The organism is Gordoniibacillus kamchatkensis (assembly GCF_000829455.1).
Lineage (GTDB): Bacteria > Bacillota > Bacilli > Paenibacillales > NBRC-103111 > Gordoniibacillus > Gordoniibacillus kamchatkensis.
Genome location: NZ_JXAK01000018.1, coordinates 18,147 through 33,041, shown reverse-complemented (window position 1 = coordinate 33,041; position 14,895 = coordinate 18,147). Strand labels below are relative to the sequence as shown.

The window sequence follows — 14,895 nt, the reverse complement described above, 5'->3', positions numbered from 1 at the left end:
CGAAGATAGAAATAGAGGCACCTTGACCACTTTAAACATTATACAATGGTCAAAAGGTCGAGTAAAGAGATAATTTTGTGAATTTGTTCCAAGTGACGAGTGACCTCGTGTTGGAATTTCAAAGTATTAAACGCCACCGTTCGCAAAAAGTTGCGCTGGGGTGCAAAAAAACTTTGAAATTTTTTTGGAGGAGGATCGGCGTATATCCAGCGGTATATCGCTTTGTCCACGTGTCCTAGTATACTATGATCTATCATAAGCGTCATCACGAATAATTTTCCATGAAAAGAAAAAAGGACCGCGTCATAAACGCGGCCTCAAGCGTATTAGCGGTTTGTATTAATACGGAACTTTCTTTTGTTGTTTCATGACTCTGTAAGCAATCATAGCTGCATCGGCCCTTGTTAACGTGCCTGTCGGATCAAAGCGTACTGTCGTTTTCTTTTGTCCGGGAAGAGGGTCGTTAGCGATGCCTTCAATTAAACCGGCTTTATAAATGGCTTCCACAGCCGGTGCAGCATAAATTTCAATATCTCCGCCATCCGTAAATGCTTTCTGCAAATTGCCCCGCGACTTCGTTGGGTCAGCGTTTAATTTCAGCTCGGCGGCTCTTGCAATCATAGTTGCTGCATCTTGCCTGGTCAAGGTATCGTTAGGTTGGAACAGCTTGTAGCCGGACCCGCGTGCGATGCCAACCCGCGCCGCTGCTTCGATATGAAGGAAATCGTATAAACCGAAGCTGCCCGGCAACGTCATATTTCTAGGCACGTCAATAAACGTACCTTGACTTATTTGCTGCGCTTGTGTGGCCGTATCGCGATTCACTAACGGAATATTAAAAATGTCGACCAACATATTCGTGAATTCGCCGCGAGAGATCGGATCGTTCGGCAGGAACATGCCTGCCGTCTTATTATTCATGATTCCTTTGGAATATAACGTATCCAAAACATCTCTGGCATACGGATGCCCGGTCACATCGTCGAAACTGTTGTTCATGTACATGACTTGGAAGTACCCGAAGGTATCTACCGGTACGGTGATCGTATTTTTGCTTTGATCCACTACTCCGCCGATGTTTTTCCATTTCCCGAACGGAGGCGCCATTGACCCTTGCGGATCCGGGAAGTAGCCGTATTCGAACACCGTTACGTATCTCCAGGCGCTTTCCGTAATGCTGGCGTCATATTTTAACGTCAAAGTCCCTCGTTGAGTCGGTACAACCAGGTCCTGATAGCTGCGGTTGTAGTAGGGTGCGGAAGCGTCATACGGTGTTACTCCGCTTCCTTGCAGCGCTTTGGTTAGACCGGCCGTAGTTTGACTTGCGTTGGAGGAGATTACGCCGGCGTCTATCCAATACAGTTTGCTTGCCGGAATAAATCGCCCGGAAAGTTCCCTGGGGAGCGCCACTCCCGATGTAGCTTCGGCTACCTTATCGACACGGCCGTCATTGATATTGGCAATTCCGAACAATATACTGCGGTCGGTTGTTAAATATTGATTCGGATTGGTTGCATCATTACGCATCAATTTAGTACCGGTAGGGAAAGATAGCTGAACCTCATTATTGAATACAGAGTATTTGTTGGTGAGGACACCTTTATACTGCGCACCTTCGATTGACGTGTTCTCGTAATTCAACTCGAGGGTCCCGTTAGTTTTGGCCGACCCTCTATTAACGGTGAACTTGATCGAATTCTTGCCTGGCTTTAGCGACTTTGCTTCATATACATACTGTTTTTTCACGGAATCGTAAGTAGCGGCGTCTTTACCGAACATGACACTGTCGGCGTTATCCGCCTTAATGATGATGACTTGGAAATTCGAGTTAATATTCGCCGAATCGTTGCCGCTCGTTCCTTTGATTACGACTGGCGATACGATTGTATATGGAGTCGGCTGGCGAATAATACTCAATGTCTTCGTAACGGTCTGCCCCGAACTGTTGGTTGCTACGATTTCAAACACGTATTTGCCGTAGTTGGCGCTCATGTCGAATACATATTTGGATGTGTTTGGATCGTAAATGATCAGATTCTGCGGCGGAGACGTCGGTTGGCTCGGTGAGAAGCCGTCGAACGACGTGCCGTTAGACGTAAGTACGTTAATTAACGGCTGAGCCGGAGCTGAGCTTGAATCGCCGGCTTGGCGAATATACAGCTTCGCATTGACTCCGTCGAACACCGAATTGCTGACATCCCCGTGCAATACGACGGTGCTCGCCTGAGTTGTCCATGTACTGGAGTCCGTTTGGCTTTGCACGAACTGCGGATTCAACGGATCGTTATCCGGCGCCAGATTGTTGATTACAGGAACATTGCTGCTTATTACGAAAATATCGTATGTCGATGTCGACACTGGGTGACCGCCTACGGAGAGCACAATCTGAATGGTGTACTTGCCGTCTTTGGACATGTCGGTCGCGCTAGTACTCAGGTCAAGCTTGAATGTGCCGGGACCCGATCCGGCTGATGGAGTCAGCGTTGCTAAAGTAGTGACATCGGTACCGTTAAACAAAACTTTGATGTTTGAATATTCGCTTGACGGCAGGTTTTGAATTTCGCCGGAAATACATTTTGCAGCTGTGCTGGTACCCGTGCCGCAAGTCAGGTTTGCTGCGGACGTTATAACCATACCGCTATAGATACCTGTCGCAATCGCATAAGGTGCTCCGGAAATATTCAATTTATAGCTTTGGGTACCGGCATTGTTAGCTGACGTATCGTAAGGAGTGATCGTCAGAACGCCGGGTCCGTCCGGCAAGCCGATTAACGAAAAAGTTGCAGTGTGGCTCGTCGCATCGGTAGCATAAAATCCGTCTGTAACGCCGCCGCTCTGCACCGGATTTCCATTATAAGTGACCAATACTTTCGTAGTTGTAGCCGTTGCATAGACCTTCATATTGGCAGGGAAGCTATTGATCGGCGTTGTCCCTACGTTCGGGATCAGAGCTCGTACGTCGAGCCGCCGGAAGTGCCTTTCACCAAAGCCAAATGATCCAAATAGGCCTTGTTCGGATCGATATAGTTGAAGTTGTAAGTTATCGTAGTAGGTACGCCGTTATTGTCTTTAAAGATAAACAACATCTGTTGAAGCGTCTTGCTGGTATCGATCGGCAGTGCCGTTGTTGCGAAATGATAAATATTATAATTCGAAGCCGAGGATAGCGACGAATCATAACTGATCGCTGAATCTCCAGTGTTGGTTGTGAAATCGTAATGATACGTTGTAGTACCGCCGGCCAATAAAACGTCAACGGTGTACACATTCTCCGTTACGCCCGCCTTGTTGACAAGCGGCACTTTTAAGTCCGCTTTAATATCGACTGTTGATGATGTACCTGATTTTGTTACCGTAGGATAAGTATACAAGCCTGTATACGTTGAGCTGCCGCTATCCTTGACTTGGGCATTATAAGCAAACGGGGTGCCGTTGTCGTAAATAAAATCCCTCGTCAGCGTATAATAGTTCGTTGCGTTTTGAGCGGAGAACGTAATTCGATTGTCCCCGGGCTGAAAATTCATATCCTGATCTCTTCCCGTATTGGCAACGAAGGTAAAATTGCCTCCGCTGAAGCTGATCGGATTGAAGATCGTTCCGTTCACAGTAGCCTGTACCGTTTGCGCATTGGCCGAGCTACCCGTGATCGTAAACCCTGAATACGGCGCCGACGTAGGGAACATGACAGGCAATGTAGTTGATGATTGCACGGGAAGACTATTTGTAAAATCAGCAGTGTTCATCTGAAGATTATTAATGCTGGTCACAGGCGTAAAATAAGCGTACCCCGGACTGGAAGCCACAACGCCGCCCATACCATACTTAATGGTAATCTGATTTCTGCCAATCGGCAATTGAACGTTAGCGAACGATGCCTGCGAGCTGTTACTCGGATCCTGAATCGCTTTATTTGTTTTGTTGACCGTCGTAGCTCCTGAATTTTCATTATAGATTTCATAATAAACGTTGGACAATTGGTCCGACGGTATACCGCTGAATAGGAAGGTCACCGTTATCGGGTTTTGCGTAAATCGGTCAATCAAATTGTCATTGCTCGGTGGGTTTGACGGATCCCCAGTGAACAAATTCGTGATTACCAACGACGTTGCTGCATTAGCCGTCACAGGCGGCAACAAGGCGATCAGCATCGCAACGACGAGGCTGAAGCTCACCCATTTGGCATAAATTCGTTTCAAACTAAGCTCCTCCTTATGTATGATTGCTTGCTTTCGACACATTACGATAAGACGATGCGCCGAATTACCTAGGTTTTCCTCTCCCTCCCATGATGACGGCAATCATCGTAAAAAAGTTGCCAAAATAAATAGAGTTGTACGTTTTTTATCGGCTCAAAAGCGGTTAAAGTTTAGCTCTCCCCCAACATTCGCGCAACAAAAAAATCCCCAGTCAGTCTGGGGATTTCACAATTCGATTATATCATTACTTCGTTATCTTGCCGGGTAGCGCCTTAACCCGCAGCTTTTGCAGGAAGCTCAGCACAGGCCGGCGGCTCTTGCTGATGATGCCGATTGCTTCGGCGCCAACGATCAGTATCGCAAACAGTGCGGCGGCGATGAGGACGGCCACCCAAAGGGTAGCTTGCGACATCAGCACGGCGCAAAGGCCGAATACGAGCGAAATGCCGTAAATGATCAGCACTGTGGCGCGGTGGCTGAAGCCGAGCTGCAGCAAGCAGTGGTGCAGGTGGCTTTTGTCCGGGGCCGAAATCGGCATCTTGTTTACGTAGCGCCGCAAGATGGCGAAGAACGTATCCGACAGCGGCACGCCCAGAATCAGCAGCGGCACCAGGAACGAGATAAGGGTCGCTTGCTTGAAGCCCATAATCGAGAACAGCGCCAGGCTGAACCCGAGGAACAGAGCGCCTGAGTCGCCCATGAAAATTTTGGCCGGATGGAAATTGTAGAACAGAAAGCCGACAATGCTGCCGAGCAGGATGGCGCTCAGCAAAACGACAGTCATGCCGCTGCTGCCGCCCATGAGAAGCGCGAGCACGAGAATGGTCGCAGTGGCGATGCCGGATACGCCGGCAGACAGCCCGTCCAGGCCGTCGATCAGGTTGATCGCGTTGGTGACGCCGACGATCCAAATTATCGTAAGCGGAATGCTGATCCAGGACATCAGGTTCCACGATTCGCCGAACGGAATGTTCAGAAAGTCGATCCGGAAGCCGAATGCGACGACGATGACCGCAGCGATCAGCTGGCCGAGCAGCTTCCATTTCGGCGACAGCTGAAACCGGTCGTCAAGCGCACCGGTCAGCACGATGACGAATCCGCCAAGCAAAAGCGCTATGCCGGCATCCTTGTTAAATGTGTTCAGAGCGGGCGATACGATAAAATAAGCTCCTACGAATGCCAGAAAAATAGCGAGACCGCCCAAACGAGGCATAATGCGGGTATGCACTTTGCGATGATTGGGAGCGTCCACGGCACCAACCCAAAAGGCGAACTTCTTCACGAGCGGCGTCAGAAGGATGGAGATAAGGCACGCGGCTACAAACCCGATCCCATATAACGCAAACATCATCTTTCACACAGCCCCTTTTTTGCTTCTGCAAGCGTCTCTTGTGTAAACGACCTTACAAATTATACTCCCAAGCGAGCGTGAAAGCCATACGGAATTTTGGCCCTTTCCAGCGTTTTGCGGGTGATATGGTTTCGTTAGACACATTTGGCAAGCTATTTGGACACATTTTCTTTATCCCGAAGCACTTTGAGTACGAATTTCGGCAAGACGAGCATTCTCGGCAGCCGCGACGGTTCCCGCAGCAGCCGGTACAGCCATTCCAGGCGGAGCCGCTGGAAAAAGAGCGGTGCGCGCTTGACGCGGCCTGCCAAAACGTCGAAGCTGCCGCCGACCCCCATCATGACCGGCACGCGCAGGCGGTCCTTATATTTGCCTATCCACGGATCCTGATTGTTCGTCGCCCGGGCGACCAGGAGCAGATGCGGCGCCGCGGCCGTCACGTCGGCAATCACATCGTCGTCTTCGCTAGCGGGGAAAAATCCGTCGCGGCAGCCGACAATGCGAATGCCTGGATAAAGGGACTCCAGTTTCTCCGCCGCGGCTTCGGCGATTCCCGGTGCGGCCCCGAGCAAGTACACTTTCCAGCCGCGCGGGCTGCCGACCTTCATCAGTTCGTGGATCAGATCGTAGCCGGCGACACGCTCCGCAACGGGCTGGCCGATATGGGAAGCCGCCCAAACGAGCCCTGTTCCGTCGGGTACGACAAGCTCGGCCTCGCGGAGCGTTTGCATAAACGACGAATTGTCGAGGCCGGCCATCAGGATGATCGGATTGGCCGTCACGACTTGCTGCGGGACGCCCCGTTCAATCGTCTCCGTCAAGTAGTCGACCGTCTGCCGCATATTCAAGCGGGATACCCGCACTCCATAAATGGATACCGTTGGTATTGGGGCCATAGTCATTGGCTCAACCTCATCCTTTAGAACGGAAATAAGAGCAAATTTGTTGCGCCGGCAACTGAGCCTGTCGCTTCAATTCGTCAATGGCGGCCCGCTTTTCCCGCTGCCACTCGGTTTTGCCGGCAAGAAGCGCGGCGCTTTCCCGCACAATCTCCGGCACGCTCATGCGCTCAGTCGAAGACGCCGCCCTCATTCCTAACCGGTGCAAAAATTGATCGATCTTCGGATCGTACGAGATCCCCACCATAGGCACACCTTGCGAGGCGGCATAAATGAGCGAATGCAATCTCATCCCGATCAGCAAATCGCAGGTGGCCACTTTGGCCAGCATGTCTTGCGGATGCTCGACGCCTCTGGCGATAGCGACCCGCTCCTGCCGCGACAGCTTATTACTTATATATTCGGAAGCTTGCTCGTCAGAAGGGAGGTGGAAGGGCAAAAATCTAATGTTGGCATCGCTCTCGTCGAGCATGCGGTCCAACGCTTCCGCAATGCTGTTCAGATCGGTCCGGTCGTCGTTCCAATAACGAACTGACACGCCAATGACCGGCCGCTTCCCGGAAGGCCGCGCGGGCGGCATTTCTGCGGCTTCTCCGACTGCCATGCCTTGCGCATAGCCGGTTTCATCTTTAAGCGGAAGCCCCATCACCGGATCGGGCACGACTTCCACCGGCACCCGCAGCCCCATTTCGGCGAGCAGCTCAGCTGACTCCCGGTCGCGCACCGACACATACTTCGCTTTGCGGAACACACTGCGAATGAGCGGGTAAAACAGCTTGCGCCGCACAGGCCCGATTCCTTGCGAATAGATGAAGGTCGGCTTGCCGAGCAGCTGCGCCAGCTTGATGACCCCTAAATAGTACGGGATCGTCTTCGCGCTCGTCGCGTCCTGAAGCAAGCTGCCTCCGCCGCTGATCAGGCCGTCGCTGTCGCGCAAAGCTTCCGATACGTCGGCATAGCGCATACGATGGCACGTTTCGACGCCGTACATGGCGCGGGTCAGCTCCGGATCGGCCGACAGCACGACCGGCTCCACCCGTATTCCTTGCAGTTCGCCCTGCTCCTGCAAGGCGAGCAATATCGATTGCAGGACGGCTTCGTCGCCGCTGTTCCGAAACCCGTAGTAGCCCGATATGACAAGCCTGACTACGGGACGGCCGCCTGTTATTCCCGGAGCAGGGAAGACCATCGTTTCCAACTCCTTGCCGCCAGCTTCCACACTGCGATGAACACGAGTCCGATAAGCGTGCCGAATACGACGCCGTACGTAATGCGGATCAGCGAAATATGGAGCGGCGTATGCAAGTGGCAGAAGGTGTCTACGATGGACAGCTGCCCCATAACGGCGATGATATACAAATAAGCGGCGCTGCGATGTTTTACGGCCAAATAGGCGCCGAGCAGGAATACCGGATGGGCGAACAAAAACTCCTTCGACCGCGGCCGAACTTGCAGCACGTTCTCGAGGAACGAACGGAACAGCAGCTCGAAGCCGGAAGCCTGCCCTTCGTTGCCGGTACGCGATAAGTAGTAGTAGCCCCCGGCGAGCACAAGTACGGCGATAATGACCCACAGCACATTGATATTGAACGCCAACATCGTTCTGAGGCGGGCGACGCGCTGTTTGGCCGTCAGCTTTTCGCTGAAGAACAGCAAGTATACCGCAATGAGCGCTATAGGCACCAGGTGAAGCAGGCTAACCCCGCGGAACTGCTGAAGTACGAGCATATACGTAATATTATTTAGAAGCGAAACGACATATACGACGCCGATAAGCGAAATCAGCGAGCTGCGGACGAGTTCCAAAAGCGCATATCCAAGCTGCGACTTGGCGGCGGCCGCCCGGCCGCTCTGAACGCGGCGTATCGCCAGCATGACGGCCAATGTCGGAGCGCAGATCGCCACGGCCAAAGCAAGCCCCTGGGCATAAAGGCTGCCGGAAAGGACGCGCAAGCCGATAGCGCCGATCGTGCCGATGACGAACAGGCCGAGTGCCGTTTGCGGCAAGAAGTACGATACCGTCAGCGCGATTAGGGCGACGCCCCCAAGCAAAATGAACACGCGGGCGACCTTCTGCCACGCAGCCATCTCATCGATCTGGAACGGCTTCGCGGGGGCGAGCTGAAAGCCCAGGCTCTGCACCCGTTTGACGGCGCCGTCGGGACCGTTCAGGCTGGCGTACAAAGCGTTCAGCGGATCGGTGATAACGCCTTTGTCGATATTTTTCCCCGGTTTGGCGTTCAGGAACACCATCCGAATGTTGCGGTCCTTGACGGCCAGCACGAACCGGTCGGCAACGCCCTGGATGCGGGTATCCAGCTCGCTTTTCTTCAACCCTGTCTCCGTCAGCTTCTCGCCGTCCTTCTCCGTAAAGGAATGGAGGCGGACAACGTTGTAGAACGTATCCTTCGCCAGCGTGCTGAACCCTTTTTGCGGCGTCTTCAGCAGCTCGATCGCAGCCAGGCCGATGCCGTGCGCGCGCAGCATATACGCCATTTTGCCGAGATTGGCGGTGGAAGTTTCCCCGTATCCCGGCACTTCGTCGCCGTCGACGATGATTCTTGTCACGCCCAGCTTCTGCAATTCGGCGAGCAGCTTGTCCATCTTCTGCGCGTCAAAAGGACGGCGATTGGACAGCCGCACCACAAGATGAAATCCTTGCGCCTTCAGCTTCTGCATCGTGAACGGGTCCGGATCCATCGGCTTTAGCGACGCTTCGTCGACACCCATCTCGATAATGAGCCCCGGCTGCCCCTTATATGTCCACGGCCGGGTCGGCACGCCGAGAGAAGTAAACGTATCCGTGATCATCGCTTGCAGCACCGGTTGCGTATCCGGCTCGGTAAACACCACGTACGTGAAGTTATTGCCCGGATTGACCGGCCCTTGCGTGAGCGACGCGGCTTCGTGCGCGGAAAACACGTCGATCCGGCGGCTTTCCTTCAGCTCTTGCAGCGTCGATTCGTAAACCGCCAGGGAGCCGATGCCGGCATCTTTCATTTTGCCCAGCTCACCGTCGACGAACGCCTTCGGGTCTGCCTTCATGTCGGCGATGTCGAGCAGGTCGCGATAGTCAAACACAAACTCCACGTTCTTCGTCGACGTCTCCGTCTCATGTCTGGCATAGACGAGCGGCAGGGCGCAGAGCATTCCGATAAGCGTCAGGATCCATAGCAGCTTCGGGGTTCTGAGGTTCCAGTAGCGGTACATTGAAGTCAAGCTGTCCACTCCTTTTGTCTATGTTGCTCACGCAGCGAGAAGGCCTATACGGCCTTCTCCACAAGCTGCAGCACCGATTGCGACAAAGCTTCCAGCCGCGCTGCGGCTTCCGCTCCTGACGATCCGGTTACGGCAAAATAAAATTTGATTTTCGGTTCGGTGCCCGAAGGGCGCATGCAGAACCAGGAACGGTCCTCCAACTTGAATTTCAGCACGTTCTCCTGCGGCAATCCGTACAGTCCTTGCGCATAATCTTCAACCTCGGCCACTTTCACGCCGGCAATGGCGGACGGTGCCGCAGAGCGCCACTGCTCCATCATGCGGGCAATTTGCCGGGTCCCGTCTTTGCCTTTGAGCGTTTTGGATTCCAGCTTCTCCAGAAAATATCCATGCTCCTCGTACAACTCTTGCAGCACGTCGTACAGCGTCTTTCCTTGACTCTTATAGTAAGCAGCCGCTTCGCAAATCAGCATGGAGGCAAGTACGGCGTCCTTATCCCGGGCGTACGTGCCGGCCAAATAGCCGTAGCTCTCCTCGTACCCGAACAGGAACGTATGCTCCCCCGTCCGTTCGAATTGCGTCATCCTCTCGCCGATATATTTGAAGCCGGTCAGGGTGTTCAGCGTCGGGATGCCGAAGCCGGCAGCGATCGCGGCCCCCATCTCGCTCGTGACGATCGTCTTGATGACGACGCCGTTCGCCGGCAGGGCTCCGCTCTCCTTCATGCTGGACAAGAGATAGTGCACCATAATGGCGCCAGACTGATTGCCCGTCAATACGAAATACTCGCCGTCTGCGTCCTTCACGACTGCGCCCATTCTGTCGCAATCCGGGTCGGTGCCGATAATAATGTCGGCTCCTACCCTTTTGGCCTGTTCGATCGCCAAGGCGAACGCTTCGCGCTCCTCAGGGTTCGGCGACTTCACAGTGGAGAAGTTCGGGTCCGGCAGCTCTTGCTCGGGCACGACATGAACGTTCTCGAACCCGATTTCCCGCAATGCGGCCCGAACCGCCGTATTCCCGGCGCCATGCAGCGGCGTGTAGACGATGTGAAAGTCCGGGCTGATCCGTTTTACTACATCCCGATGCTGGCTCACGGCAGTAACGGCGGCGACGAATTTGTCGTCGATGTCCTTGCCGATCCACTGCAGCAGTCCTTGCTGCTCTGCCAGCTCTTGCCCCATCCGCTTCACTTGGTCGAAACGCTGCACGCCATCGATCTCGGCCATCACTTGCTCGGCATATTGCGGCACGAGCTGTCCGCCGTCGGCGCCATACACCTTATATCCGTTATATTCCGGCGGGTTGTGGCTGGCGGTAATAACGATGCCGGCGGAAGCGTCAAGCTCGCGGACGGCAAACGATAATTCGGGCGTCGGACGAAGCGCGTCGAACAAGTACGCCTTCACGCCGTTGCCGGCCAGAACAAGCGCCGTTTCGAGCGCCAATTCCGGAGATTGATGGCGCGAATCGTGTGCAATGACGACTGCCGGAGCGGCGTTCGCAGCCTTCCCCGCCGCACCCAGCACGTACTGCGCCAAGCCTTGTGTGGCACGGCCGACGGTATATGCGTTGATCCGGTTCGTGCCTGCGCCTATAACGCCGCGCAGACCGCCGGTGCCGAACTCAAGATCGCGGTAAAAGCGGTCTTCGATCTCCTTCGGCTGATCGGCAATCGCCCGCAGCTCCTGCTTCGTCCGTTCGTCTACAGCCGGATCGTCCAGCCATAGCCGATACTGGGTCTGCACACGGTTCATTTCACTCATAAGTCCACTCCTTATTATAATAATGAAGCTAAATTTCAGTTCGATGCGCCCGCGTCAATCATGGCGAACATAAGCTCACCTTCGCACACGACATTGCCTTCGACCTTGGCCACGGCGCTTACTTTGGCGATCGTCCCTTTGAGGCGCGTTACCGTCGCTTCCAGCACGAGCGTATCGCCCGGGACGACCTGGCCGCGGAACCGGACACCGTCAATGCCGGCGAACAGCCCCAGCTTGCCGCGATAAGCCTCGGACTTCAGCATGGCGACGCCGCCGACCTGGGCGAGCGCTTCGACAATGAGCACCCCGGGCATAACGGGATACCCCGGAAAATGTCCGGTGAAGAACGGCTCGTTCACCGTAACATTTTTGATGCCGACAGCGCGTACGCCTTCTTCTACTTCCAGGATGCGGTCTACAAGCAGAAACGGCGGCCGGTGCGGAATAATATTTTGAATCTGCTGAACGTTCAACATTGTGGACAGGTCCCCTTCCGACACTTGTATAAAATGCTATGGAGAAACTTACAATAACAGTATCCTTCACGATCTGCAGCAGTGAAGGTTGAGATAAGGAGCTTTTCCCTGAATCGGCAGCGCGTCTCACGCGGCTTGAGGCTCAGGGATAAGCTCTTTTTTTGTTCAAGGAAACGAAAAGAAAGATATAGATGAATGACGTGACGAAAGAAAAGCCGATGACGAACCATAAATACGGGATAGCGTAAGGCAGATCGAAGAAAATCCATAAGATGGCCGCATAGTAGAGTACCGTCGTCAGCTTGCCCATCCAGTTGGCCGGCACGGTGCGGCTGCCGCGGAAATGGAAAAAGGCCGAGCCGACGATCATGCCGGCGTCCCGCACCAGCATGGCGACCGCAGCCGTCCACGGAATCAGTCCGCCAAGCACGAGGGACAGGAAGACGGCGATCATCATCATTTTGTCCGCGAGCGGGTCGAGCATCGTGCCTACGATCGTTACCTGGCCGCGCGTGCGCGCCAAATAGCCGTCCAGCACGTCCGTAGCCCCCGCCACTACAATGACGACGAACGCGAGCTTGACGTAGCCGGCGAAGAAGACGGCCAAATAAACGGGTATAAGCATGAAGCGGCAAAGCGTCAGAGCGTTCGGTACGTTCAATCGCCTTCACCTCTAAGGATAAACGGCTTACGCCGTCCAATTCGACGTGCGCGTTTGCCGGCGTTAAGCTGGCTGTGAGACATCAGGTACATTGCTCGCCGTTACACCTCCGGCTTTACGCTTAGCAGCGGATTCGGCCCAAGTATTGGCGAAGCTTATACCATCTGATGCAGCAAGGCAAGTCGCCAGTTTCCCATCCATTATACCGTTCCTCCGGCAAAAAAAAAACTCCCGAGCGGGAGGCGCGCCCTTAACTGGCGGCAAATACGAGATCGAACAAATGCTTCCATGTCTGAATATGAAACACTTCCGAGGACGGCTGTCCGCCCAACATGACGTAACCGATCATAAGTCCGGCAATAAGAGCCACGATGCAGGCGGCCGGGAACCAGATAATTTTCAATATGGCGAGCACAACGGTCAGCCACAGCGGGCGCCGGCTCCCTTGCCTAGTATTCGTTTGATCCGACATGCCGTTTCCTTCCTATGTGCGGGCTGCTGTCGCGGCGGCGTCACGCACCGCCTTTAGCCGCGCAAATTGTTAGCCAAATTCATCATCGTATCCGCCGACGTCAGCGCCCTCGCATTCAATTGGAACGCACGCTGCACGGTAACGAGCTCGGCCATCTCGTCGGGCAAATTCACGTTCGATTGCTCCAAATAGCCTTGGCGCACTTCTACCCGATCCGTATCGTTCGGCGGCAGATTGTTGACGTTCCTCATATTATCGGCCAGAATCTGCTGATCCTGCTGCGCATTGCCAGTAGTCGGCAGCGTATACAGGCCTTCGCCCATTTCCTTCAACAGCTGCGGACGGGCAACGCGCACGAGCTTGATCTGGCCGACCTTGGCCCCCGCCGTCGCGCTCCCGTCCGGATAAGCCCAAATGTTGCCTTGCGCGTCGATCTGTGGATGAGTATTCACGGGTACTGCAATCTGCTGATCGTTTACGTCCCGTACGCGATAGCCTTCCTTCGTTGTTAAATACATCTTGGTGCCGTCCGCCGAAGGTTCGAACTGAAAAGCGCCGTTGCGCGTCCAGGCCTGTTTCGCGACAAGATTGCCGTTCGCATCCCGGCTCGGAACCTCCACTTCGAACAGACCGTCGCCTTGAATGGCGAGATCGGTCGGATTTTGCGTCGGCGAAAGCGGGCCTTGCGCAAAATTCGACTTGATGCCGACAAGTTTCGATCCCCAGCCCTGATTGTAGCCGAGCGGTGTCAGACGGCCATCCCGGCGAAATCCTGCAGGCTGAAGCTTGATGTTCGTCAGCACGTCTTCGAACGAAGCTTCTTTCTTCTTGTATCCGGCGGTGTTGACGTTCGCGATATTGCTGGCCAGGATGTCCAGCTTTTGCTGCAGCGTGTGCATCGAAACGAAGGAGTTGATCATCGAGTTATTCATCGCTTATTCACACCCTTCCGATCTCGTTGACCGCTTTTTCCATGCTTTTATCGTAATATTGGATCACTTTCTGATTGGCTTCGTAGGCGCGTAGCGCCGTCATAATATCCACCATCGATTGCTGCGGGTCGACGTTCGACCGCTCTATGTAACCTTGCCGCACTTGCACTTGATCTCCCTGACGAATCGGGGTTACCGTCGCGGCGTCTTCCGGACGAACGTAAAACAGCCCGTTGCCTTCCCGCACCAGAGCGTTCGGATCGTCGGCGCGGCTGATCAACAGCCCGACCCGCTGGCCGTTCGCATCGACGAGAGGCCGGCCGTCGCCGTCGAGAAATTCGCCGGTCGCGGTAACTTTGAAGTTCCGAATCGGCTGGCCGCCCGCATCCACGAGCCGGATCGGCTGGCCGCCCGTGCCGAGCACTTGCAGCCCGTCGCCGTTGACCAGATTGCCCGCCACGTCGACCGAAAATTTGCCGTTGAGCGAATATCGCTGCTCACCCTGCGCATTGCGCACGGTAAACAGTGCTTGCGGTTGAAATACGCGGTTGCCGTTCGCATCGATGTATTTGCCGGAAGCGTCGAACGTCGCGCCCGGAACTTGAATGTTGGAAATGAGCGCGAAGTCGAACGGATTTTGCGTCTCCTCCAAATCGCCCTGAGCGTGGAGAGAAACGTTCTCCTCCGCGAGAACGCCGGTATTGATGCGTCCTAACGATACAGGGGCGCCCCCGTCCTGCTGGCCGCCGCGAATTCTGGCGATCAGCATCTCCGGGAAAGAACGGGCCACCGCATTGCCCTGCTTAAAGCCCGGGGTGTTCAAGTTGCCGATATTGTTCGTAATGATATCGTGTTTCCGCTGCTCGGCGATCATGCCGGCGGCGGCGGTGTACAATCCTCTTAACATAGGAGCCTGCCTCCTC

General features: G+C 54.4%; 12 protein-coding genes. All 12 read right to left on the bottom strand.

The window, feature by feature from the left end; translation table 11 throughout:
• Nucleotides 1-339: 339 nt before the first annotated feature.
• The 12 genes from SD70_RS33210 to SD70_RS11940 all read right to left on the bottom strand — a co-directional run bounded on the left by SD70_RS33210 (nucleotide 340) and on the right by SD70_RS11940 (nucleotide 14,879).
• On the bottom strand, nucleotides 340-2,901 hold the full coding sequence (locus SD70_RS33210) for an S-layer homology domain-containing protein (protein ID WP_082053290.1): 2,562 nt from the start codon (nucleotides 2,899-2,901) through the stop codon (nucleotides 340-342).
• 44 nt (nucleotides 2,902-2,945) lie between these two features.
• The gene (locus tag SD70_RS33205) at nucleotides 2,946-4,196 is read right to left on the bottom strand and encodes a hypothetical protein (RefSeq protein ID WP_052487331.1); all 1,251 of its coding nucleotides are present in this window, start codon (nucleotides 4,194-4,196) and stop codon (nucleotides 2,946-2,948) included.
• Between the two features lie 244 nt (nucleotides 4,197-4,440).
• Nucleotides 4,441-5,544 carry a glycosyltransferase family 4 protein gene (locus SD70_RS11985; RefSeq protein ID WP_041047854.1) on the bottom strand — a complete coding sequence of 368 codons (1,104 nt, stop codon included), beginning with the start codon at nucleotides 5,542-5,544 and terminating at the stop codon, nucleotides 4,441-4,443.
• 155 nt (nucleotides 5,545-5,699) lie between these two features.
• Entirely contained in the window at nucleotides 5,700-6,449 is a 750-nt protein-coding gene (locus SD70_RS11980) for a WecB/TagA/CpsF family glycosyltransferase (RefSeq protein ID WP_041047804.1), read from the bottom strand.
• Between the two features lie 10 nt (nucleotides 6,450-6,459).
• On the bottom strand, nucleotides 6,460-7,635 hold the full coding sequence (gene csaB / locus SD70_RS11975) for a polysaccharide pyruvyl transferase CsaB (RefSeq protein ID WP_052487330.1): 1,176 nt from the start codon (nucleotides 7,633-7,635) through the stop codon (nucleotides 6,460-6,462).
• Nucleotides 7,611-9,656: a DUF5693 family protein gene (locus SD70_RS11970; RefSeq protein WP_041047803.1), complete on the bottom strand. Its 2,046-nt coding sequence runs from the start codon at nucleotides 9,654-9,656 to the stop codon at nucleotides 7,611-7,613. Before SD70_RS11970 ends, csaB begins: the two co-directional genes overlap by 25 nt.
• A gap of 53 nt (nucleotides 9,657-9,709) precedes the next feature.
• On the bottom strand, nucleotides 9,710-11,431 hold the full coding sequence (locus tag SD70_RS11965) for a phospho-sugar mutase (protein WP_041047802.1): 1,722 nt from the start codon (nucleotides 11,429-11,431) through the stop codon (nucleotides 9,710-9,712).
• A gap of 35 nt (nucleotides 11,432-11,466) precedes the next feature.
• Nucleotides 11,467-11,907, bottom strand: coding sequence for a 3-hydroxyacyl-ACP dehydratase FabZ (gene fabZ, locus SD70_RS11960; RefSeq protein ID WP_041047801.1), 441 nt, complete (start codon nucleotides 11,905-11,907; stop codon nucleotides 11,467-11,469).
• A 142-nt stretch (nucleotides 11,908-12,049) separates the two neighbouring features.
• Nucleotides 12,050-12,568 (bottom strand): CDP-alcohol phosphatidyltransferase family protein, encoded by a 519-nt coding sequence (locus SD70_RS11955; protein ID WP_041047799.1) that lies wholly within the window; start codon nucleotides 12,566-12,568, stop codon nucleotides 12,050-12,052.
• A 250-nt stretch (nucleotides 12,569-12,818) separates the two neighbouring features.
• Nucleotides 12,819-13,040 carry a DNA-directed RNA polymerase subunit beta gene (locus SD70_RS11950; protein ID WP_052487329.1) on the bottom strand — a complete coding sequence of 74 codons (222 nt, stop codon included), beginning with the start codon at nucleotides 13,038-13,040 and terminating at the stop codon, nucleotides 12,819-12,821.
• Between the two features lie 53 nt (nucleotides 13,041-13,093).
• Nucleotides 13,094-13,972: a flagellar hook-basal body protein gene (locus SD70_RS11945; protein WP_041047798.1), complete on the bottom strand. Its 879-nt coding sequence runs from the start codon at nucleotides 13,970-13,972 to the stop codon at nucleotides 13,094-13,096.
• Between the two features lie 7 nt (nucleotides 13,973-13,979).
• Nucleotides 13,980-14,879, bottom strand: a complete 900-nt coding sequence (locus SD70_RS11940; RefSeq protein ID WP_041047797.1) for a flagellar hook-basal body protein — start codon at nucleotides 14,877-14,879, stop codon at nucleotides 13,980-13,982.
• Between the last annotated feature and the right edge of the window lie 16 nt (nucleotides 14,880-14,895).

Coding starts and splice junctions, on each gene's coding strand:
- SD70_RS33210 (WP_082053290.1), bottom strand. CDS start 2,901: ATGAAGGTCTATGCAACGGCTACAACTACGAAAGTATTGGTCACTTAT.
- SD70_RS11985 (WP_041047854.1), bottom strand. CDS start 5,544: ATGTTTGCGTTATATGGGATCGGGTTTGTAGCCGCGTGCCTTATCTCC.
- SD70_RS11980 (WP_041047804.1), bottom strand. CDS start 6,449: ATGACTATGGCCCCAATACCAACGGTATCCATTTATGGAGTGCGGGTA.
- csaB (WP_052487330.1), bottom strand. CDS start 7,635: ATGGTCTTCCCTGCTCCGGGAATAACAGGCGGCCGTCCCGTAGTCAGG.
- SD70_RS11970 (WP_041047803.1), bottom strand. CDS start 9,656: ATGTACCGCTACTGGAACCTCAGAACCCCGAAGCTGCTATGGATCCTG.
- SD70_RS11965 (WP_041047802.1), bottom strand. CDS start 11,431: ATGAGTGAAATGAACCGTGTGCAGACCCAGTATCGGCTATGGCTGGAC.
- fabZ (WP_041047801.1), bottom strand. CDS start 11,907: ATGTTGAACGTTCAGCAGATTCAAAATATTATTCCGCACCGGCCGCCG.
- SD70_RS11950 (WP_052487329.1), bottom strand. CDS start 13,040: ATGTCGGATCAAACGAATACTAGGCAAGGGAGCCGGCGCCCGCTGTGG.
- SD70_RS11945 (WP_041047798.1), bottom strand. CDS start 13,972: ATGAATAACTCGATGATCAACTCCTTCGTTTCGATGCACACGCTGCAG.
- SD70_RS11940 (WP_041047797.1), bottom strand. CDS start 14,879: ATGTTAAGAGGATTGTACACCGCCGCCGCCGGCATGATCGCCGAGCAG.